19 protein-coding genes and 1 pseudogene are annotated in these 20,505 nt (G+C 69.1%); 8 read left to right on the forward strand and 12 right to left on the reverse strand.

Annotated elements, in window-relative coordinates; genetic code table 11:
- Positions 1-85: 85 nt before the first annotated feature.
- On the reverse strand, positions 86-1,006 hold the full coding sequence (locus IEY84_RS15210) for a methylenetetrahydrofolate reductase (RefSeq protein ID WP_183546976.1): 921 nt from the start codon (positions 1,004-1,006) through the stop codon (positions 86-88).
- A gap of 94 nt (positions 1,007-1,100) precedes the next feature.
- Positions 1,101-2,009 carry an HpcH/HpaI aldolase/citrate lyase family protein gene (locus IEY84_RS15215; protein WP_221208942.1) on the reverse strand — a complete coding sequence of 303 codons (909 nt, stop codon included), beginning with the start codon at positions 2,007-2,009 and terminating at the stop codon, positions 1,101-1,103.
- A 286-nt stretch (positions 2,010-2,295) separates the two neighbouring features.
- Between IEY84_RS15215 and IEY84_RS26955 the strand changes: the two genes are divergently transcribed.
- Positions 2,296-4,329: an MSCRAMM family protein gene (locus IEY84_RS26955; protein WP_183546978.1), complete on the forward strand. Its 2,034-nt coding sequence runs from the start codon at positions 2,296-2,298 to the stop codon at positions 4,327-4,329.
- Here IEY84_RS26955 and IEY84_RS15225 read toward each other — a convergent pair.
- Entirely contained in the window at positions 4,289-8,239 is a 3,951-nt protein-coding gene (locus IEY84_RS15225) for an NAD-glutamate dehydrogenase (protein ID WP_229788702.1), read from the reverse strand. The two genes, IEY84_RS26955 and IEY84_RS15225, sit on opposite strands and share 41 nt — an antisense overlap.
- Before the next feature lie 268 nt (positions 8,240-8,507).
- On the opposite strand from IEY84_RS15225, the gene IEY84_RS15230 reads away from it, so the two are divergent.
- Positions 8,508-8,981, forward strand: a complete 474-nt coding sequence (locus IEY84_RS15230) for a DUF2505 domain-containing protein (protein ID WP_183546982.1) — start codon at positions 8,508-8,510, stop codon at positions 8,979-8,981.
- A gap of 52 nt (positions 8,982-9,033) precedes the next feature.
- A complete protein-coding gene (locus IEY84_RS15235) occupies positions 9,034-9,510 on the forward strand; it encodes a DUF2505 domain-containing protein (protein ID WP_183546984.1) in 477 nt (158 codons plus the stop codon).
- A 30-nt stretch (positions 9,511-9,540) separates the two neighbouring features.
- Here the strand turns inward: IEY84_RS15235 and IEY84_RS15240 are convergent, their stop codons facing one another.
- Positions 9,541-9,885 (reverse strand): DUF6912 family protein, encoded by a 345-nt coding sequence (locus IEY84_RS15240; protein ID WP_183546986.1) that lies wholly within the window; start codon positions 9,883-9,885, stop codon positions 9,541-9,543.
- 22 nt (positions 9,886-9,907) lie between these two features.
- Positions 9,908-11,404: a wax ester/triacylglycerol synthase family O-acyltransferase gene (locus tag IEY84_RS15245; protein ID WP_183546988.1), complete on the reverse strand. Its 1,497-nt coding sequence runs from the start codon at positions 11,402-11,404 to the stop codon at positions 9,908-9,910.
- 159 nt (positions 11,405-11,563) lie between these two features.
- On the opposite strand from IEY84_RS15245, the gene IEY84_RS15250 reads away from it, so the two are divergent.
- From IEY84_RS15250 to IEY84_RS15260, 3 genes are all read left to right on the forward strand, one after another.
- Positions 11,564-11,938: a hypothetical protein gene (locus tag IEY84_RS15250; RefSeq protein WP_183546990.1), complete on the forward strand. Its 375-nt coding sequence runs from the start codon at positions 11,564-11,566 to the stop codon at positions 11,936-11,938.
- Complete coding sequence (locus IEY84_RS15255) at positions 11,935-13,278, forward strand: hypothetical protein (protein ID WP_229788704.1); 1,344 nt, start codon at positions 11,935-11,937, stop codon at positions 13,276-13,278. Before IEY84_RS15250 ends, IEY84_RS15255 begins: the two co-directional genes overlap by 4 nt.
- 123 nt (positions 13,279-13,401) lie before the next feature.
- Positions 13,402-13,662: a helix-turn-helix domain-containing protein gene (locus tag IEY84_RS15260; RefSeq protein ID WP_183546992.1), complete on the forward strand. Its 261-nt coding sequence runs from the start codon at positions 13,402-13,404 to the stop codon at positions 13,660-13,662.
- A gap of 257 nt (positions 13,663-13,919) precedes the next feature.
- Here IEY84_RS15260 and IEY84_RS15265 read toward each other — a convergent pair whose 3' ends face one another.
- The 3 genes from IEY84_RS15265 to sigE form a co-directional block, all read right to left on the reverse strand.
- Positions 13,920-15,347: a S1C family serine protease gene (locus IEY84_RS15265; RefSeq protein WP_183546994.1), complete on the reverse strand. Its 1,428-nt coding sequence runs from the start codon at positions 15,345-15,347 to the stop codon at positions 13,920-13,922.
- A gap of 70 nt (positions 15,348-15,417) precedes the next feature.
- Complete coding sequence (locus tag IEY84_RS15270) at positions 15,418-15,885, reverse strand: anti-sigma factor (protein WP_183546996.1); 468 nt, start codon at positions 15,883-15,885, stop codon at positions 15,418-15,420.
- The gene (gene sigE / locus IEY84_RS15275; RefSeq protein ID WP_221208943.1) at positions 15,882-16,478 is read right to left on the reverse strand and encodes an RNA polymerase sigma factor SigE; all 597 of its coding nucleotides are present in this window, start codon (positions 16,476-16,478) and stop codon (positions 15,882-15,884) included. Before sigE ends, IEY84_RS15270 begins: the two co-directional genes overlap by 4 nt.
- 178 nt (positions 16,479-16,656) lie before the next feature.
- Here sigE and IEY84_RS15280 point away from each other — a divergent pair, with 178 nt between their 5' ends.
- Complete coding sequence (locus tag IEY84_RS15280) at positions 16,657-17,292, forward strand: O-methyltransferase (protein WP_183547000.1); 636 nt, start codon at positions 16,657-16,659, stop codon at positions 17,290-17,292.
- A gap of 54 nt (positions 17,293-17,346) precedes the next feature.
- Positions 17,347-17,664, forward strand: a pseudogene (locus tag IEY84_RS15285) (Uma2 family endonuclease); the annotation flags it as partial.
- A 224-nt stretch (positions 17,665-17,888) separates the two neighbouring features.
- On the opposite strand, the gene IEY84_RS15290 reads toward IEY84_RS15285, so the two are convergent.
- The 4 genes from IEY84_RS15290 to IEY84_RS26760 form a co-directional block, all read right to left on the reverse strand.
- Entirely contained in the window at positions 17,889-19,412 is a 1,524-nt protein-coding gene (locus IEY84_RS15290) for a leucyl aminopeptidase family protein (RefSeq protein WP_183547002.1), read from the reverse strand.
- Positions 19,413-19,586 carry a DUF3117 domain-containing protein gene (locus IEY84_RS15295; RefSeq protein ID WP_008358749.1) on the reverse strand — a complete coding sequence of 58 codons (174 nt, stop codon included), beginning with the start codon at positions 19,584-19,586 and terminating at the stop codon, positions 19,413-19,415.
- A 146-nt stretch (positions 19,587-19,732) separates the two neighbouring features.
- Entirely contained in the window at positions 19,733-20,227 is a 495-nt protein-coding gene (locus IEY84_RS15300) for a hypothetical protein (protein ID WP_189129307.1), read from the reverse strand.
- 52 nt (positions 20,228-20,279) lie between these two features.
- On the reverse strand, positions 20,280-20,505 hold a 226-nt coding region (locus IEY84_RS26760; protein WP_229788705.1), incomplete at its 5' end, for a hypothetical protein.

Consider the following 20,505-nt stretch of genomic DNA (forward strand, 5'->3'; position numbering starts at 1 on the left):
GCAGGGCAACCGTCACATCCCTGTCGGAGCTCCGCACGGGGAGTGACGGTTCGGCTGCATACCTAGACGAACATCCGACCGGCCGTCAGCGCTCCAGCTTGCCCCGGAGCCGTTCGGCGAGGCGTACGGAGGCCTCGATCTCGACCTTGCGGATCGAGACGGACTCGATGTTGATGCCGAACGGCACCCCGAGCTGACGGCAGAAGGACATCAGCTCGAGAGCCGTCGCCTCGGCCTGCTCGAGCGAGGCGTCGAGGGTGTCGGTGGCGTGGCGCAGCTCGTTCTCGATCCAACGCGGTACGTCGACGCCGAGCCAGCGGAGGAACTCGAGGGTCTTCATCGAACCGCAGACGGAGAAGGTGAACACGATCGGCACCGGCTGAAGGCCGCGTGCGTCGCACTCGTAGCGGTAGTCGGAGACGAGGTTCTTGGCGGCGTTGACGTCGTAGACGACCTGGGTGACGAAGTAGGAGCAGCCCGCCTCCTGCTTGGCGATCAGGCGCAGGTGCTCGTCGCCTTTGGCGGTGTGCCGCTCGGGGATCGCGACTGCTCCGAGCAGCAGGTCGGGGTTGGTCTCGTTGCGGATCTGCTGGGCGCGGCGCAGGCTGGTGGCGACCCGCTTCTCACCCGAGGAGGCACCGACGAAGACCGAGAGCGCCTTGCCCGGATCCTGGGTCTTGACCCAGTCGCGCAGCGTCGGCTCGTCGTACTTCCCGGTGGCGCGGTAGACGACGGCCGGCACATCGAGGCCGGCGAGGTTGCGCTCGAGGAAATCGGCCGGGTCGAGGGTGCGTACGAACGGGAACGGCCGCTCCTCGGGGTTGCGGTCGGACTCGTCGTCGATGTCGTAGAGAATCAGTCCGTCGACCTCGAGCGGCCGGATCCGCTCGAGCGTGACCTCCGCGATCTGCTGCACCCTCTCGGGGTCCGTCGTCACCCTCGGTGGGGTGACGGCGAAGAGCAGAATCTCACCGGCCCGGTCACTGATGCGCTGCTGCAGATCCACGACCTCAACGCTAGCCGAGCCCCGCCCACTCGGCGCATCTTGACCAAAAACCAGGCCGAGTCGGCTCGTCATGACGAGCCGACTCGGCGTGGGTTCAGTAGACGCTGGGGCCGGAGGTGGGAGCGTCGTAGGCGTCGGTGTCCGGCTTGATCTTGAACAGCTCGGCGCGGCGCTTGATCGTCTCGGCACGAGCCAGACGTGGCTTGTCGCTGCCGTCGCGGATCACACGGCCGCCCTCCTCGAACTTCTGGAGGAACTCGTGGGCCCAGGTCACGTCGGACGGGGACGGGCTGAACGACTCGTTGATCACCGAGGGCTGCTCGATGTCGAGGCAGAGCTTGCCGGTCATACCCATCGCGACGCCGTCGGCGGACTGCTCACGCAGGAGCGGGTGGCTGCTGCCGACCGTCGGGCCGTCGATCGGACCGGACAGGTTGCCGATCCGCGAGGCGAGGACCAGCTTGGTCCGCGGGTAGGCCATCGCGAGGGGGTCGTTCTCCGCGCCGGTGTCGCGGCGGTAGTCACCGGAGCCGAACGCGAGCCGGTAGGCGCCGCGCGCCCGGGCGATGGTCGCGGCGTCCTCGATCCCCAGCGCCGACTCGAGCAGCGGGATGACCGGGGTGCTGCCGCCCAGTCGCTGGAAGGTGTCGGTCACCTGGTCCGGCGACTCGGTCTTCGCGAGCATCACGCCGGCGAGCGTCTCGATCCCGGCGAGCGCCGAGATGTCCTCGGCCCAGTCGTCGGTGGTCCAGTCGTTGATGCGCACCCAGGCACGGCCGCCGCCCTTGAGCCAGCCCGTCACGTTCTCGCGGGCCTGGTCCTTGAGCGAGGTGTCGATCGCGTCCTCCATGTCGAGGATGATCTGGTCTGCTCGGCTGAGCTGTGCGTCGTCGAAGATCTCCGTACGCATCGCGGAGACCAGCAGCCAGGATCTGGCGTTATGGCCTTCGACTCGGTTGGCTTCGCGCACCTCGCGCTTCTCGGCGATCTGGCTCGTGCTCATCGTTCGCGTATCTCCCTACTGGCGCCCTGGGCTGGACGCGATTTTGACGGTAAACCAACGCGTTGGTGACTCGCGAGTAGGAACCCGGTGGCCCGTCGCGGTTGAGACGTAACCCACATCAGGTGCTGTGGTTCGATACCCGTGGAGCTTCGGGAGCCGCCATCCGAGCACTAACAATGCCAAAGGCGATCGTAGGTGCGATTCTGAGCACAAAAGTCCGACAACGCTCCGATATTCTGCCGAAGTCCCCCGATGCAGCCTTCGTATACCGAAGAAGGATCCCTCCATGTTCAAACGGGCCTGTTTGGCGTTGGTGCTTCTGGCCGGAGCGTTCATCACGGTGCTGTCGCCGGCACCGGCTCACGCGATGACCGACTCGTGGGCCGGGTGGGCCCCGATCTCCGGGACCTCGAACGACTACTCCACGACGATGACCCAGCGGTCGGCCGGCTTCCCCCGGGCAGAGATGGCCAGCGACTCCCGGGCCAACGTCGCCCTTCCCAGCGGCGCGAGCACCTTCCTCGACACCAGCACGCCTCCGGGGGCGAAGTACGGCTCGAGCCGCGGGTCGGCCTACATCAACCTGCGACCGAAGGCCGACACCCCGAGCGGCGCCTCGACCACGACGTACGCCTTCGAGAACCCGACGCCCGACACCGGCTGGGCATTCGTTCTCGGCGACATCGACTCGGACCAGGTCCAGATCCTGGCGACCGACGAGAACGGCGGCCCGGTCCCGGCCGCAGAGATCTCGTCGTGGTTCCAGGGCTCGTTCAACTATGCCGGCGGTGCCGACCAGCCGACCTGGAACGCGGCCACCTCGACGTTGACCGGAAACCCGACCGCCGCCGACACGAACGGCGCCAGCGGTTGGTACGAGCCCGACATCCGGATCACCAGCCTGTCCTTCGTCTTCACCCGCCGCGCGGGGTTCCCGGTCTACCAGACCTGGTTCGTGAGCAGGGCGCGGCCGATCAGCGGCACGGTCTCCGACGTGTCCACGTCCGGCTCGTGCCCCGTCGAGGACGCGGTGCTCACTCTGGTCTCGCCCTACGGCGAGACGCTGGCGACCACGAGCCCCGCCGCCGACGGCACCTACTCCTTCGGCGAGTACGCCACCCAGGACGGCTACACCGTCCGGCTCAGCCGACCTGAGAGCTGCGCGACGGTCGGGACGGCCGAAGCTGTGGTCAGCAACCGTGGCAACGACGGCGACCCCGCCTCACGAGCCGACTTCGAGGTGCGGCAGGTGATCCCGCAGCCCATCAGCGGCACCGTACGCGACGACGCCGGGGCACCGGTCCCAGGAGCGACCGTGACCCTCAGCCGTCCCGATGGGACCACTGCGACCACGACCACGGACGTGGACGGCGGCTATCTCTTCGACGACAACGACACCGGCACGGGTTACTCGGTGACACTCACCGTTCCCGACGGCTACAACGGCGGCCCCGACGGTACGACCCGCTCCGACATCACCGTCGCCGATGATCCGGTGGCCGGCCAGGACTTCGTGGTGAACCAGCTCGCCAGCGTCTCCGGCACCGTGACCGGCGGCGGCAACGGACTCGGTGGCGTCCAGGTGCGACTCGTCCCCGCTGGTGGCGGCGACCCGATCACCACCGTCACCGACGGCGACGGCACCTACCTGCTCGACGGCGTTCCGCCCGGTGACTACACCGCCGAGATCGACGCCCCCGAGGGCTACTCCGGCGCCACCTCGCGGCCGGTCGCCGTGGCCGCGAGCGACGTGACCGGGGTCGACTTCGACCTCACCCGCCCCGGCGCGGTCGCCGGGCAGGTCACCGACGCCTCGTCCGGCGCCCCGGTCGCCGGCGTCACCGTCACCGTGGAAGGCCCCGACGGGCCGGTCGCGGTCACCACCGACGACGCGGGCGGCTACGTCGTCGAGGACCTGCCACCGGGCGACTACACCATCACCGTCACTGCACCGGACGGGACGCGGGTGGTGGGCGAGCCCACGCGTACGGTCACGATCACCTCGGCCGGCGAGATCCGCGGCGGGCAGGACTTCCGGCTCGACGAGGTCGCCTCACCGAGCCCGACGCCGACCCCCACGCCGGACCCCACACCGGACCCCACGCCGGCGCCGGGCCCCACCGATGTCCCGGTCCCTGGTGGAAATGAGAATCCGCCGACGGCCCCGGACCCAGGACCGTCGACGGAGATCTCACCTCAGAGCTCGTTGCCCGAGACCGGCGGCCCGTCGTGGGTGTTCGCCGCGCTCGGTGTCTCGCTCATGCTCGCCGGCACGGTGCTCACTGTGACGGCTCGCCGACGCGCCCGAAGGCACGGTTGACCTCTTCGTTGACCACCGAGGTCGCCCAGATCTCCCGACGCAGCGGGTGCTCCAGGATAGCCTCGGGGAAACGCTCCCGGACGGCAGTCGGGAAGTACGCCACCAGCCGCTGCGTCTTCTCCGGGTCCGTCGCCGGGTCCGGAAGGCCTTCAGCGACCAGCTCGCGTCGACGCTCGATCTTCGTCCAGGCGAGCACGACGGCCAGCTCGGGAGCGGTGAGCCCCTCCCCGGCCTCCAGACGGCGGGCCACCTCGGTCGATGACGGCAGTCCTTCGACGTCGCGGCTGAGGAGGCCGTCGGTGACCCACTCGGCGATCTGACGCTCGTGAGCCTCGAGCAGCTGCGGCGCCGAGGCGACCGCACGGGTCAAGGTCACGTTGTGAGCCTCGTTGTGAGCCAGCACGAGGGCGGCGACCTCATCGGTCATCTCCTCGAGCAGCTCGTCACGCTCGGCGAGGGTGAGCGAGCCGGCGCGTACCTCACGGTCCAGCAGGATCTTGAGGTTCACCTCGTGGTCGGAGGTGCCGACACCGGCGGAGTTGTCGATCGCGTCGGTGTTGATCAGTCCCCCCTTGCGGGCGTACTCGACGCGCGCGGCCTGGGTGATGCCCAGGTTGCCGCCCTCGCCGACGACTCGCACCCGCAGGTCGGCGGCATTCACCCGGACGCCGTCGTTGGCGTGGTCACCGGCGTCGTCGTGAGTCTCCTCAGAGGCCTTGACGTACGTCCCGATCCCGCCGTTCCACAGCAGGTCGACCGGCGCGCACAGGATCGCGCTGATCAGCTCCTGCGGCGTCAGCCGCTTGACGTCGGCCGCGAGACCGAGCGCCACGCGCACCTCGGGACTGATCGGCACCCACTTCAGCTGCCGCGACCACACGCCGCCGCCTGCCGAGATCAGTGCGGTGCCGTAGGACTCCCAGTTCGACCCAGGGGTCTCGAAGAGACGCTTCCGCTCCTGGAACCCCGTCGCCGCATCGGGCGTCGGATCGATGAAGATGTGCCGGTGGTCGAAGGCCGCCACGAGCCGGATCCGGTCCGAGCGCAGCATGCCGTTGCCGAACACGTCCCCGGACATGTCGCCGACGCCGACAGCAGTGATCTCGTCGGTCTGCGGGTCGATGCCGAGCTGCTTGAAGTGGTGCTGCACCGAGACCCAGGCACCTCGGGAGGTGATCCCCATCGCCTTGTGGTCATAGCCCGCCGAGCCTCCGGAGGCGAACGCGTCACCGAGCCAGAAGTCGTACTCCGCCGCAACCGAGTTGGCCAGGTCGGAGAACGTCGCGGTGCCCTTGTCTGCGGCGACGACCAGGTAGGAGTCGTCGGCGTCGTGACGCACCACGTCGGGCGGCGGCACGATCTCACCGTCCACCCGGTTGTCGGTGACGTCGAGCAGGCCCCGGAGGAAGGTGACGTAGGCGTCGGGACCGGCCACGCCCTTGGGGACGAAGCCACCCTTCGCGCCACCCGGCACGATCACGGTGTTCTTGACCTGCTGCGCCTTCGCCAGCCCGAGCACCTCGGTGCGGAAGTCGTCGCGCCGGTCGCTCCACCGCAGCCCGCCACGGGCCACGGCGTCGAAGCGCAGGTGCACGCCCTCGACGTCGGGCGAGTAGACGAAGATCTCGTACGCCGGCCGCGGCAGCGGCAGGTCGGGCACCTGCTGCGGGTCGAACTTGAGCGCCAGGTAGGACCGACCCCGGTAGTAGTTGGTCCGCGTCGTCGCCAGGATCGCGGAGACGTAGCTGCGCAGGATCCGGTCCTGGTCGAGGCTCGCGACGTCGTCGAGAGCCTCGATGATCGCCTCAGCACGCTTCGTCTCGTCGCGTGTCGTGAGCGAGGGGTCGAAACGGGTCTCGAACAGCTCCACGATCTGCCGCGCGATGCCGGGGTTGGCCACCAGCGCGCCCGCGATGGTCGCGAACGAGTTGGGGGTGCCGGCCTGGCGCAGGTAACGGCCGTAGGCGCGCAGCACCGTGATCTGGCCGTGGTCGAGCCCCGCCAGGACGAGCGCGTTCAGACGGTCGACCTCGCTGCGCCCGGACCAGGCCTGGTGCAGCGCGGCCACCAGCTGGGTGGGCGTGCCGACCGGGGTGCCGGCGTAGGTGAGGCCGAAGTCGTAGATGAACCACTCCTCCGCCCCGGACGCGCCGACCCCTTCGAGGTCGTAGGGACGCTCGTCGGTGACGTCGAAGCCGAACGACGACAGGATCGGGAGCATCGAGGACAGCGAGAGCGGGCCGCCGGTGCGGTAGATCTTGATCCGGAACCCGTCGGTGTTCTCCGGGTCCTTGTAGAAGGAGAAGTCGACCGCCTCGCCCTGGTGCGAGAGCAGCTCCAGGCGGGTCAGGTCGGCGGCGCCGGTGTCGGCGTCGAAGTCCTCCTTGTAGGCCTCCGGGAACGCGTCGAGCAGGTGCGCGAGCCGGGCCGCGCCGTCCTCGCCGGTGTGGGCGATGACCGCGCTGACCAGGTCGTCGCGCCAGCTCCGGGCGGCCTTGCGCAGCCGCGACTCGAGGCTGTCGACCAGCCCCGGCGTGTCCAGGGCCTTGCCGAGCGACTCGGTGGTGCCGTGCACCACAAAGTGCACCCGGGCGGTGGTCGACTCGCTGATGCGTACGGTGAACTCGAGGTCGGTGCCGCCGAGGACGTCGAGGAGCACCTTCGAGAACCGCTCGCGGACCGTGGTGTTGTAGCGGTCACGCGGCAGCGAGACGAGCACCGAGACATAGCGACCGTACGTGTCGGGGCGGACCGCGACCCGGAGGATGCGGCGCTCGATCGCTCCCAGCGCGGCTTCAGCGAGGTCCATCAGCTCCTCGGAGGAGGCGTGGAAGAGCTCCTCGCGCGGGTAGGTCTCCATCGCGTCGAGCATCGCCTTGCCGGTGTGGCTGCGGGCGTCGTAGCCGGTGTGGTCGAGGACCGCGGCGACCTTGCCGCGTACGACCGGGATCCGGGTCACCGACTGTCGGGCCGCCTTCGTGGTGAAGAGCCCGAGGAAGCGGTGCTCGCCGATCACCTCGCCGGCGCCGTTGAAGATCTTGATGCCGACGTGGTCGAGGTAGGCGGGCTCTCCGACCGTCGAGCGTGAGTTGGCCTTCGCCAGGACGAGCATGACCTTGTCCCGGGCGTGGGCGGCGACCTTGGGCGGCATCTTGCCGTGGTCGGAGGCCTGAGGCGGGTCGGCGCGCAGGATGCCCAGGCCGGTGCCGGAGAGGCCGCGCAGGTAGTCGCCGTCGAGGCGGTACTCGCGGTAGCCGGTCAGCAGGAAGTGGTCCTCGGCCAGCCAGGCCAGCAGCTCGGCGGCCTCGGAGGCCTCCTCGCGCGGCACGCTGTTGGGCGGGGTGTAGCGCAGGCCGGCCGCGATCTCCGCCAGTCGGCGGTGCAGCCGCGGCTCGTCCTCGACGACCTCGCGTACGTCCTCGAGGACTCCCTCGAGGCCCGCGACGATCTCCTTGGCGGCGTCGGGGGCGAGCCGGTCGATCTCGATGTGCATCCAGGACTCGCTGATGTCACCTTCGTTCACCCCCTCGAGCGCACCGGTCACGTCACGGGCGACGTCGATGACGGGGTGGACGACGAGATGGACGTCGAGGCCACGCCGGTAGAGCTCGGTCTTGACCGAGTCCACGAGGTAGGGCATGTCGTCGACGACGATCTCGACGACGCTGCGGCCCCCGGCGGACCAACCGTCTACGGCGGTGGTCGGGGTGAGGATGCGCACGGCGGCGGTGCCTTGCGGGCGACTGGCTGCCAGCGACAGGTGTGATCCCACCGCGCCGGCGAGATCGGTCTCGCTGCGACCGGTGAGCTCCTCAGGGGCTACGTTGCGGAAGTAGGTGGTGCTCGGCAGGCGGAACCGCTGGGCCGTCTGCGAAGCTTGGACAGGTTTGATGTGCGTCTCCGTTGACACACCTCTCACGGTATCCCGGGAGGGCTCCGGATAGGCCGCCCGATCCGAAGGAATCGCCGATGCGTGTCATAGGCCGACGTGACCCCTCGCCGGCCCCGCAACTTGAGCATACCCAGGGAATGTGTCGGTTCTCTCGGCCGCTCTACTGGTGACTCTGGCTCGACTAGGCGTCATGATGTGTTCTTATGAGCGAGCGCCAGCGAGTGAACATTCAAGACGTCATGCGATCGCATCCGTATTCTCGCGCTTGCGCTACGGACGTGGTCGCATGAGTAAAAAGCTGTCGGTCGACCTGGCGTATGACGCCCCGATCGCAGCCGTCTCCGGGATGCTCGCCGACGCGACGTTCCGTGAGCAGGTCTGCGACGCCCAGCACGCCCGGTCCAAGAGCGTGGCGATCACCGGGTCGACGGTGAGCATCCGCTACGAGCAGGCCGTCAGCGGCGTGCCCGGGTTCGCCAAGAAGTTCGTCGGCGACACCATCGAGGTCCACCAGGACGAGATCTGGTCGGCCGACTTCACCTCCGGCGATCTCAAGCTCACCCTGCCAGGCAAGCCCGGCTCGCTCTCCGGCACCGCTCGGCTGATCGAGAACGGCTCGCGGACCATCGAGACGGTCACCTTGACCGCTACCGTGAACGTGCCTCTGGTCAGCGGGAAGCTGGAGGACCTCATCCTCTCGATCTTCAAGAAGGGGCTCGAGAAGGAGCATCGGGTAGGCACCCGCTGGCTCGCCGGCTGAGCCTCCCTCGACCCCGTCCCCAACCCGCAGAAGAGCCCCAAAGGAATCGGCAATGACGACGACCCTCCAGCACGAGCTCGTCTACGAGGCCCGTATGGGCGAGGTGTCCGCGATGCTCGCTGATCCTGGCTTTCGGGAGCAGGTCGCCGACGCCCAGGGCGCGCTCCGTCGCCGGGTGACCATCGGCGGTGCGCCGCGCGAGGTCCGGATCGACCGCGTGCAGTCGACCGTCGGCATTCCGTCCTTCGCGAAGCGCATCGTCAACGGCGATCTCACCGTCCACCAGAACGAGGTCTGGTCCTCCGACACGGTCGCCGTCGTCGACATCACCGTCCCCGGCGGCCTCGCCACGCTGCGCGGCAACATCTCGCTGACCGAGTCCGACGGGCGCACCACCGAGAGCGTGCGACTGAACATCAAGGTGCCCGTCCCGCTGGTGGGGGCCAAGCTCGAGGAGTACGTCGAGGAGCTGATGCTCAAGGCCTTCGACCTCGAGCAGGCGGTCGGCGCGGCGTACCTGTCTCGCTGATCTCGCGGTTCTCGCCGTCCCGAGGACGAGCTAACCGATGAGCTGCGGGATCTCCTGGGTTCCGAACCAGCCGAGGTCCTCGTCGGGGTCGGCGTCGGCGGGCCGGTCGGCCAGGTCGGCGTGGACCGCGGCAACCAGCTTGAGCGGGACGACCTGGTCACCGAGCGCATCGGGCGCGTCGACGACGACCACGACCCTGCGTCCGGGGCCGGCGAGAAGGACGGCCGAGTCGTCGGCGGCGCTCATCAGGGCCGCGTACTCGGCCTCCTCGCTGTCGTCGGGCGCCGCATAGCCGTCGGCGGTGCCGGGCAGCTCACCCTTGGCGTACCAGTCAGCGAGCAGCTCGAGCGTGGCGGGTACGTAGATGCGGGTCACGCCTCGGATTCTCTCAGACCGCTCACTCGCCGGAGCTCTTGACCACGCGCAGCCCCCGAGGCGCCCGGAAGCGGCGGCCCGAGGCGGTGTCGAGCAGCTCGTCGAGGGCCTCGCCGATGCACTGCCCGACCAGCGACGCGTCGGGCACCAGGTCACGGTCGGCGGTGATCGCGAAGAAGACCTGGCCATCGTAGGAGGTCACCCCGATCGCGAGGGTGTGGCCCTCGGCCAGCGGGTGGATCGGATAGGAGGCCACCAACCGGGAGCCGGCCGCGTAGCGAGGCTCCTGCGGGCCGGGCACGTTGCACACCGAGAGCAGGTAGTCGTGCTCGCTCTCGGCGGCCACCCGAGAGCCGACCATGTGGAAGGTCGCCGGAGCGAAGCCGCTGATCCCGGCCAGCCGCTGCGCACTGACCGTGCGGGCGTTGGCCTGGTGCTCCTCGAACGAGTAGGACACCTGATGCAGCCGCACCACCGGAGAAGGCTCCGCGACCGGAAGCACCACGAAGTGGGGCGCCACCGCGGAGCCGAGCTGGGTCGGGTCGAGCTCCTCGTCGATCACCGAGACCGGCACCAGCGCCGGCACCTGGCGTACGCCGGCCAGTGACTCCTGCCTGGTCATCAGCCAGGCGCGCAGGCCGCCGGTGACGGCAGCGAGGATGACGTCGTTGACGGTGCCGCCATGGCTGTCCCGGATGCGGCGGAAGTCGGCCAGGTCGGCCTGCAGCGTGACCACCAGTCGCTGCTGGGAGAGCGCTCCGCTCAGCGGCGTCGGCCGCTCCGGAGCCCGGCGCGTGACCACCCGAGCGATGCCCGCGCCTGCGTTCTGGACGTCCTTGGCCACACCGGTGACCCGGCCCAGAGCGAAGCCGCCCAGGCTGCGGGCCGTGTCGGTCAGCCCGCTGACCGAGGTGACCGCGTCGACGACAGCGCCTGCCACCAGACGGGCGCTCGACTGAGGCTCCGGGGGCTCCCACAGATCGGGCACGACCGGCCCGACCTCGGGCCTGTCGTCGAGCAGCAGCTGGACCAGGTCCACCGTCTCGGCACCGTCCACCAGCGCCTGATGGGTCTTGGTGACCAGCGCGACCCGGTCGCCGGCCAGCCCCTCGATGACGTAGAGCTCCCACAACGGCCGGGAGCGGTCCAGAGGCCGGGAGACGATCCGGCCGGCCAGGTCGAGGAGCTGATCCATCGATCCCGGTCGGGGCAGCGCGGAGCGGCGTACGTGATAGGTGAGGTCGAATCGGTCGTCGTCGGCCCAGACGGGGTAGGCGAGCCGGCCGGGCACCACCCTGACCCGTTGGCGGTAGCGAGGCACGAAGGCCAGCCGGTCCTCGACGTGCTGGAGGAAGGCGCCGTAGTCGAACCCCTCGGCCTTCGGGTCCTCCGATTGCCTCGAGCTCCGCTTCGGCTCGATCAGCTCGATGCTCGCCACCTGATGCGGCACCGACAGCGTCTCGCCGTCCAGGAACGCCACCTCACGTGGTCCAAGTCGATCTCGCTGACGCTCGCTCATGCCGCCACCCCCGTAGCGCAAGCGCCATCGTACGGGCGCGGCGTCCTGAGGCCTGTGGTCGCTCGCTGGCGCTCGCTCATATCCTCTCAGCCCCCTCTTTGGTTCGTATGCGATTGTGGCAGACGCCAGCTTGAAACCAGCCCACGAAACGGGGGAGTAATGCGCCTCACGACCCGGATCATCGCGGTCGTGGCTGCAATCTGCGGGATCGCGTCCTTCGCGACTGCCTGCGGAAACGACATCGCCACCGAGCCCAGGACCGACAGCGACCCGGTGGTCGTCCAGATCAACTTCTCCGGAGACTCCGTCGACCCCCACGGGAGCAAGATCGAGGTCCCCCTCGGCCACAGCGTCGAGCTCGACGTCACCGCTGACGCCGCCGGCGAGGTCCATGTGCACTCCGACCCGGAGCAGTCCGCCGCCTACGGCGTAGGCACGACGCGGATCAGCCTGGGCAAGTTCGAGATCCCTGGTCAGTACGAGGTGGAGTCACACACCCTCGGCAAGACCATCGTCACCCTCGAAGTGCAGTGATCTACTCCTCCGGGATCCTCACCCACGGCGTGGGTGGTCGCCAGGATCTCCCACTGCCGCTCGAGTACGTCATCGCGGGCGCGGTCCTCGCCCTTCTCGTCTCCTTCGCATTGCTGGTGGTGACCACCAGGCGTGCCGTGGCAGGTGAGGTCGTCGGGGTGAAGAATCCCCGCGGCTGGCCGTTGCCGCGTCTCGGGCGTGTCGTCGACTCCCCCGCCTGGACCGCCCTGTGGCGCGTCGTCGGCATGCTGATCTTCGGTTACTTCGTGCTGGTCGCCTTCGCGGGCCCCGACAACGCCAACAACCCCATCTTCGGGATGACGTACGTCTGGCTGTGGGTCGGACTCGTCCCGTTCTCGCTCCTCTTCGGACCGGTCTGGAAGGCGATCAGCCCGGCCCGCACGATCGTGGCCGGACTGACCTGGCTGCGCGGCGCCGGCGATCCGCCGTTCCGCCTGTCCGAGCGCCTGGGCTACTGGCCCGCGGCGTTCACGCTGCTCGCCTTCGCCTGGCTCGAGCTGGTCTACCCGGACAACAACTACCTCGGTCCGGTACGCCTCTGGCTGGCCGTCTACCTGGCCACGATGATCCTCGGCGGCGCGCTGTTCGGCGAGAAGTTCCTGGAGCGCTGCGACCCGTTCGAGGTGTACTCGTCGCTGATGGCGCGGCTGTCGGTGTGGGGACGTACGCCGGCCGGGAACCTGGTCCTGCGGACCCCGCTCGGCAACCTCGACACGCTGCGTCCGGCTCCGGGCCTGGTCGCGGTCGTCTCGGTGCTCTTCGGCACCATCGTCTACGACTCCTACCGTGAGTCGCCGCAGTGGCTCCAGATCGTGCAGAGCCCGGAGATCTCGGGCTCCACCGCCTACCTGATCAACAACATCGCGCTCATCGCGCTGCCGCTTCTCGTGGCCGGGTTCTACTCGGCCGGGACGATGCTGACCGGTGTCGGCGACGTACCTCGCCGGGCGCTGCCCGCCGAGCTCGCACCCTCGATGGTGCCGATCATCGCCGGCTACGTCGTCGCCCACTATCTCAGCTACTTCTGGGAAAGCGGGCTGGCAACCCTGCGCAACGCGTCGGACCCGATGGGAACCGGAGCCGACTGGCTCGGGACCGCCGACATGCCGGTCTCCTACTTCTTCGCCTACCACGGCACGCTGCTGGCCGTCATCAAGGTGACTGCGGTGATCGTCGGGCACGTGCTCGGCGTCTGGTCGGCCCACATCCGCGCGCTCCAGGTGCTTCCGAAGCAGCATCTGGTGGTTGGCCAGGTGCCGCTTCTGGTGACGATGGTCGGCTTCACCGTCGGCGGGTTGTACCTGCTGTTCGCTGCATAGCGCACCTCTGCTTCACGGTTCACCCACCTCGCATCCACAAAGAAGCGCAACACTGCCTAAGGTGGACTAACAGGTTGGCGCCCTGGTTTACGCCCGCTTGCAGAGTCTGGGAGACTGAACCTTATGTCTGGTACCCCCCGCTTCCTGACTCTTGCCGACGTCGCCGAGGTCCTCAACACCTCGAGCGCACAGGTCTATGCCCTTGTCCGCCGTGGTGAGCTTCCCGCTATCAAGATCGGCGGGCGCGGCCAGTGGCGCGTCGAGGCCAGTGTCCTCGAGAAGTTCATCGATGACATGTACTCGCAGACCAAGGCCTTCGTGGCCGACCACCCGTTCGTCGAGGCCGAGAGCCCTGCGCCCGCGGCCACGCCGGACGCTTCTTGAGTCATAGCCAACTGATCCCCCACAACTAAACCTTCCCCACAACAACGCGAAGAGCTGCCGGGCATGTGCCGAGCAGCTCTTCGCGTCTCTCAAGTGGTGCGTCCTGGAAGTTCCTGGATGCTTGGCGTTGTCAGGGTGCGTGCATGGCAAGGCGGCGTCGCGAAGTCATACCGGGCGTCTTCCAAGCGGCGCCAACGCCGCCAGGTGCGTGCCATGGCGGCGCGAAGCGCCTAGGAACTTCTGGGACGCACCACTGTTCAGGCGAGGTTCTCGGTCTGCGCTTCGAGCTTGATCTTCAGCTCCTGGCGGGCGCCGTTGCGCATCACGGTGAACTCGACGGTCTCCCCCGGCTGGTGGGCGCGGATGGCGACGATCATGCCGATCCCGTCGGTGACCGTGACGTCTCCCACCTTGGTGACCCGGTCGCCGTCCTTGAGCCCACCGGCGGCCGCCGGCGAACCGGCCTCGACCACCGAGATGAGGGCTCCGTTGTGGTCGGTGGCCTGCACGTCGACGGAGGCGCCGACGATCGGGTAGGTCGCCTTGCCCGTCTTCAGGATCTGCGCTGCAGTGACCTTGACCTGGTCGATCGGGATGGCGAAGCCGACGCCGATGCTGCCGCCTTCTCCACCCTCTCCGCCGCCTGCGGTCGCGATGGCCGAGTTGACCCCGATGACCTGGCCGACGAGGTTGACCAGCGGACCACCGGAGTTGCCCGGGTTGATCGCCGCGTCGGTCTGGACCGCGTTGATGTAGGAGGTGTCGTCCTCGGTCTGCCCGGTGCTCACCGGACGCTGCAACGCGCTGACGATGCCCGAGGTCACCGTGGAGCTGAGCCCCAGCGGCGACCCGATCGCCACCACGCCCTCACCGATCCTCAGTCGCGAGGTGCTGCCCAGCGAGGCAGCCTCGAGCTCCTTGACCTCGGGCACATCGAGGACGGCAAGGTCGTAGACAGCGCTGCGACCGACCACCTCAGCCTTGTAGCGGCGGCCCTTGTGGTCGACGACCTCGATGCTTCCCTTGGCCTTGGCCGCATCCGCGACCACGTGGTTGTTGGTCACCACATGGCCCAACTTGTCGAAGACGAAGCCGGAACCGGTGGCTGCGTCCTCCACGCCTTGATACTCGGCGAAGATCTGGACCGTCGAGGGCAGCAGCGTCGCGGCCACCTTCACGATGCTGGCGTCGTCGGCGTTCAGGGGCGCGTCGGTCTCGATCGATCCCGGCTCGAGCCCACCGCCGGCCAGGCTCGACATGTCGTCCTGGTCCTCGAGGACCCCACCGGCATAACCGCCCAGCACGCCCAGCAGAAAGGCGACCGCAGCCGCGAGCGCCCAGATCGGGCCGGGTACGCGGCGGCGCGGCGAGGAACTGGTCTGAGCGCCGGACAACGGCGGCGGCGGTCCGTCGAAACCGGGCAGGGACGGGCCCGGCGGCGGCGCCGTGGGCGGCAGCGGAGCGGTGTCGGCGGCCGGGCCCAGCGGAGGCGGGCCCACCGGCGCGGAGGCTACCGGAGCCGGACGGCCTGGCATGCCTGGCAGCGGCACCTCGGCCGTGTCGCGCTCGTCCTCGCCGAGGCCATCGGGGGACGACTGCCCGGCCGGGGGCGCATCGGGCGCGTCTGTAGGTGGCGCCCAACGGGAGATCGGCCGCGACTGGTCGTCTTGTGGTTCCTGCGTCACAGCACCCATTCTTCCCACTCGCCCCAACAATGGGCAGCCCGGGTCTCGTGTCGCGTCGCTCGACAGCCGGTCAGCGGCGTACGTGCGCGATGACGGGGGCGCCCGGGGAGCCCGGAACCTGGGTGACCGCGGTGACCGGAAGGTTTCTCGGCACCGGTGCGTCGGCGGGCGCGGCGGCGAAGGCGAACATGCCGAACACCGCGGCGCCGACAGCGCCGCCACCAGCCGCGACCATCACCAACGTACGCCGCATCGACCGGGGGTCGGAGTAGACCTCGCTGAGGTCGTCGCCTGGCCACACGGACGCGGCCAGGACGCCCCCACGAAGGGAGCCCTTGAGGTCGGCAGGGGCCGAGACCCCAGGGTCGACGCTGAGCCCGGCCAGGCGTCGCTTCAGCCAGCCCTCGCGCTCGACCGACCTGCGACACGCGCAGCACTCGTGCACGTGCGCCCAGGCGCGCTCCTCCTCCGCCGCGTCGAGCTGGCCGTCGAGAAGAGCGCTGATCCGCGCCCCGAGGTGGTTTCCCAGCAGACTCATGAAGCCCCGCCCCACAACACCTTGGGCCCGGAGTGTCGCAACCGTCCGCCGCGCGGGGCGCGGTGGGCGAGAGCGTCACGGAGCATCGCCCGACCGCGGTGGATGCGCGAGCGGACGGTGCCGAGCTTGGCACCGAGGATCTCGGAGATCTCCTCGTAGGAGAGCCCCTCCACGTCACAGAGCACGACCGCAGCCCGGAAGTCGGGGGGCAGCGTGGCCAGCGCGCGCTCGATGTCGTCATCGAAGCGCTGGTCGGCGTAGGCCACGTCGGGCGTCGGGCCGCTGCTCGTCAGGCGCGAGGCGCGCTCGTCGGAGAGAGCATCGAAGCGGATCCGCTGCTTGCGGCGGGCCTGGTCGAGGAAGAGGTTGGTGGTGATCCGGTGCAGCCAGCCCTCGAAGGTGCCAGGGCTGTAGGTGTCGAGAGAGCGGAAGACCCGCACGAAGACCTCTTGGGTGAGGTCCTCCGCGTCGGGACGGTTGCCGGTGAGGCGGTAAGCGAGCCGGTAGACCCGGTCGGAGTGCTTCTCCACGATCTCGTCCCACGTCGGAACGCCCGGCTCTGTCGTCGGGGCCTGCGTGGGTTCGGCGGTCATGGTGCTCCTGTCGTCTGTCTCGCTGATCGCTGACATCTCCTACGGTAGATCGCCTGGGACCGGAAGGGCTGAGAGTTGCCTGTGAGGCTCCTATTTTTCCTCTTCCTGTGCACTTCTAACGCACGAGTTGGATCGGGCGTTCCCGCACCGTTGCGCGAAACAGGTTAGGTTTTGCGGTGTGACCAGCCCTGTTTCGACCGCAAGTTGGACCTACGCCGACGAGTACGTCGCGGAGGACGACCTCCTCGCCGCTGCCCGTTCCCGGGCCGAGGAGGTCGGAGTCGCGCCCATCGGACCGGGCGGAGGTGCCACGCTCCGCTTCCTCGCCTCCGTGCTCGATGCGAAGAACGTCGTCGAGGTCGGCACCGGCACCGGCGTCTCCGGGCTGTGGCTGCTGCGCGGCATGCGCCCCGACGGGGTCTTGACCACCGTCGACATCGAGACCGAGCATCAGCGGCTGGCCCGCCAGAGCTTCACCGAGGCCGGGTTCGGCCAGCGGCAGGCGCGGTGCATCGCCGGCGCCGCCCTCGACGTGCTCCCCCGGCTGACCGACAACCACTACGACATCGTCTTCGTCGACGGCGACAAGACCGAATACGCGGCCTATCTCAAGGAAGCGCTGCGTCTGCTCCGCCCCGGCGGCGTCGTCGCCTTCGACAACGCGCTGTGGCACGACCGTGTGGCCGACCCGTCCGTACGCGACGAGGAGACCGCCACCATCCGCGAGCTCAACCAGCTGGTCGCCGACAACGACGGCCTCATCCCCCTCCTCCTCCCCGTCGGTGATGGTTTGTTGCTGGCGCGTAAGTCCTAGGGTTCGCGCCGCTCGCACGGGGTACCTTCGAGTTATGAGCGACCTCCCGAGTGGATGTACCCTCCGCGTGAGGACGGGTGGTACGCCGAGGATCTTGACGCGCTCCCCCACGCTCCACGTCACACCGAACTGATCGACGGAGCACTGATCTTCCACATCTCGCCCCAGCGTCGCTGGCACAGCGTGGTCAAGACCGAGCTCTCGAGGTGCTTGGCCGACCAGGCACCAGATGGCCTGATCGTCGACACCGAGATGACCGTACGCCTCGGTCCTCGCAACCGCCCCGAACCAGATGTCCTCGTCAGCACGTCTGACATCGACCGGGACGCGACCTGGTACGACGCCGCGACAGTCCTTCTGGTCGCGGAGATCGTTTCCCAGGAGTCCACGGACCGCGACCGCAGGCTGAAGCCTGTTCGCTATGCGGAGGCCTTCCCCGCGTCTGAGTCGCTCGCTCCGTTTCCCACTCAGTTCCGCAATGCCGACGTCGGGTCGGTCCTCGTCCGCCGAAGCGTCACTCCGGTCGGCCGAGATGGCACCTGGGTGCCGTCTCGGCCGACCGGAGTGACGTTTCGGCCGACGTGTGTGACGTCTCGTCAGGAACCGACGCCGGCCAGCGGGTCGGCGTCGGCCAGCCAGCTGAGCAGCACCCGGGCACCGAAGCCGGTGGGGCCGGGGGTGAGCTCGTGGACATCGGCGTACGCGTCGCCGCAGGCCACGTCGATGTGGGCCCACGGGACCCCGCCCGTGAAGTGGTGCAGGAAGAGGGCGGCGGTGATGGCTCCCGGCCCGCCGGGGGCGTTGTCGGCGTCGGCGACCTTCGAGGCGAGCTTGTCCTCGTAGTCCGCGACCAGCGGCATCCGCCACAGGGTCTCGCCGGAGATGTCGGAGGCCTCGGCCAGCTGCGCGGCCAGTGCGTCGTCGTCGGCGAAGTAGCCGGCCATCGTCTGCCCGAGCGCCACTCGCATCGCTCCGGTCAGGGTGGCGATGTCGACCAGGGCGTCCGGTTTGATCTTGTCCGCTGCGTACGCCATCGCGTCACCCAGCACGAGGCGGCCCTCGGCGTCGGTGTTGGTCACCTCGGAGGTGCGGCCGCCGTAGTGGGTGATCACGTCACCGGGACGCAGCGCAGTGCCCGAGATCGCGTTCTCGGCGGCGGCGATGAGGCCGACCACCTTGACCGGGCAACCGACCTCGGCGAGCGCGGTCATCACGGCGAGCACGACGGCGCCGCCGGTCATGTCCCGCTTCATGTTGACCATGCCGTCGCTGGGCTTGATGTTGAGCCCACCGGTGTCAAAGGTGATGCCCTTGCCGACCAGCACCACGGTCGGTGTCCTCCGCCCCGCCTTGCGGGGCGTGTAGTCGAGCCGGATCAACCGGGGCGGCGTCGCCGAGCCCTGACCGACGGCGGCGATGCCCCCGAAACCCTCGGCGGCGAGCTGGTCCTCGTCCCAGACGGTGATCTTCAGGCCGCTCTCGGCGGCCAGCGATGTCGCCTGCTCGGCGAGCCACGCAGGGTTCTTGAGATTGCTGGGGACCGAGGCGAAGAATCGCGCGCGCCAACCGGCGCGCGCGATCGCCTGGGCCCGGTCCAACGCTGCCGCCTGGTCATCGCCCAGGTCGGCGAGAGTGATCGTCTCCACCGGCTTCCACGGCGCCCCCTCGGAGCGCCAGTGGAAGAGGAAGGACCCCAGCGTCGCGCCGGCCACGAACGGCTCCAGCCCGACCTCCGGGTCGGCCGCCGGAATGGTCGTGACCACATCGGTCCGATCCCGCACGGCGCGAGCCAGCGCGGCCCCCGCCCGCCGGAAGTCGTCGCGACGCTGCGCGCCGACACCGATCAGGAGGATCTGTCGCAGAGTGCCGGAGCCGGTGACGGCGTACGTCGTCACCTCACCGGCACTGCCGGTGGCACCTTCGAACTCGAGATGACCCAAGAGATCGTGATCGTCGCCGAGGTCGGCGGCCCCAGGACCGATGATCAGCTCATCGTCGCCCGGGATGACCGGCAGCGCGATGATCTCGGCATCCAGGCTCTCCGGACCGAGCGGATTGAGCGTGAAGGTGGGCGGCCCGACCTGCGACGGCAGCGCCGATGACGGCAGCGTTGTGGTCATCTACGCGTTCAGCCCAAGGCCTTTGATCTCTTCGCCGAGCGCTGCGGCCTCCTCGGCGTTCAGCTCGACGACCAACCGGCCACCACCCTCGAGCGGGACGCGCATCACGATGCCCCGACCTTCCTTGGTGACCTCCAGCGGACCGTCTCCCGTCCGCGGCTTCATCGCCGCCATGCGGCACCTTCTTCCGTGTCTCGCGTGTCGGCGCTCACCTGCCGGATGGCCTCGGAGCGCGCATTGCGAGTCCATTATCCCTCATCAGGTCAGCAGACCTGACGGCAAGGTGCGAGTTTCGGCGGGTTGACCCGCCTTCGAACCTGTCAGATGACCGAGGTTCCGTACGCCCAGGTCAGCCAGATCGCGAGGATCACCAGCATGAGGTGCACCACGATCGCTGCTCCGGAGGCCTCGAAGAACGCTCCGTCGCGCTCTCCACGTTCGCCTCCGGCCGAGCGGTCGTAGGCGTCGTCGTAGCGGTCGTCATAGCCGCGCTCGTAGGCCTCGTCGCGGTGTCCTGGGCCGGTCGGAGGGTGGTCGTGATCCCGGTCGTACGGCTGGTCGTACGGCTGGACGTAGTCCTGCTCGTATCCCTGGTCGTACCTCTGGTCGTAGCCCTGCTCGTATCCGGCATACGCAGGCTCGTCGTAGCCCTGGTCCTGCTGGCGTCGACGTGGCTGTTCCGGGTCCTGGCCGCGGTTCCGTCCTCGGCCCTGCTCCGACGATCCGTAGGAGTCGAAGGAGTAGGGGTCGTACGCCTCGGGCTGCTCCGGCCGCCGGCCGGGTTGCCGGGGCGGGGCCTGCGGGGGCGCCTGCACGAGATCAGGTCCGGGCTCCGGGCGTGGCGCGGGTCGGGGCGTCTGGCGCGGATCACGACGGGGTTCGGGTCTGGGCGCGGGGCGGGGGGCCGGTCGAGGCGTCGGCGCCGGTGGTGGCGGCGGTGCGGGGGCAGGCGCTGGAGCCGGGCGAGACGTCGGGCGGGGAGCGGGAGCGGGAGCGGGCTCCGGGCGGGGTGCGCGAGGAGCGGGTCGTGGAGCTCGCGGCGGACCGGGCTGCTCGGCCGGATAGTCCGAGTAGCTGCTGTCGCGGCGGTAGC

Source organism: Nocardioides albus (assembly GCF_014648255.1).
GTDB classification, from domain to species: domain Bacteria; phylum Actinomycetota; class Actinomycetes; order Propionibacteriales; family Nocardioidaceae; genus Nocardioides; species Nocardioides albus.

Excerpts from the sequence above, each read along its gene's own strand:
- IEY84_RS15270 (WP_183546996.1), bottom strand. The coding sequence starts at position 15,885 with ATGAGTCTGCTGGGAAACCACCTCGGGGCGCGGATCAGCGCTCTTCTC.
- IEY84_RS15260 (WP_183546992.1), top strand. The coding sequence starts at position 13,402 with ATGTCTGGTACCCCCCGCTTCCTGACTCTTGCCGACGTCGCCGAGGTC.
- IEY84_RS15230 (WP_183546982.1), top strand. The coding sequence starts at position 8,508 with ATGAGTAAAAAGCTGTCGGTCGACCTGGCGTATGACGCCCCGATCGCA.
- IEY84_RS15250 (WP_183546990.1), top strand. The coding sequence starts at position 11,564 with ATGCGCCTCACGACCCGGATCATCGCGGTCGTGGCTGCAATCTGCGGG.
- IEY84_RS15295 (WP_008358749.1), bottom strand. The coding sequence starts at position 19,586 with ATGGCGGCGATGAAGCCGCGGACGGGAGACGGTCCGCTGGAGGTCACC.
- IEY84_RS15245 (WP_183546988.1), bottom strand. The coding sequence starts at position 11,404 with ATGAGCGAGCGTCAGCGAGATCGACTTGGACCACGTGAGGTGGCGTTC.
- IEY84_RS15215 (WP_221208942.1), bottom strand. The coding sequence starts at position 2,009 with ATGAGCACGAGCCAGATCGCCGAGAAGCGCGAGGTGCGCGAAGCCAAC.
- sigE (WP_221208943.1), bottom strand. The coding sequence starts at position 16,478 with ATGACCGCCGAACCCACGCAGGCCCCGACGACAGAGCCGGGCGTTCCG.
- IEY84_RS15290 (WP_183547002.1), bottom strand. The coding sequence starts at position 19,412 with ATGACCACAACGCTGCCGTCATCGGCGCTGCCGTCGCAGGTCGGGCCG.
- IEY84_RS15235 (WP_183546984.1), top strand. The coding sequence starts at position 9,034 with ATGACGACGACCCTCCAGCACGAGCTCGTCTACGAGGCCCGTATGGGC.
- IEY84_RS26955 (WP_183546978.1), top strand. The coding sequence starts at position 2,296 with ATGTTCAAACGGGCCTGTTTGGCGTTGGTGCTTCTGGCCGGAGCGTTC.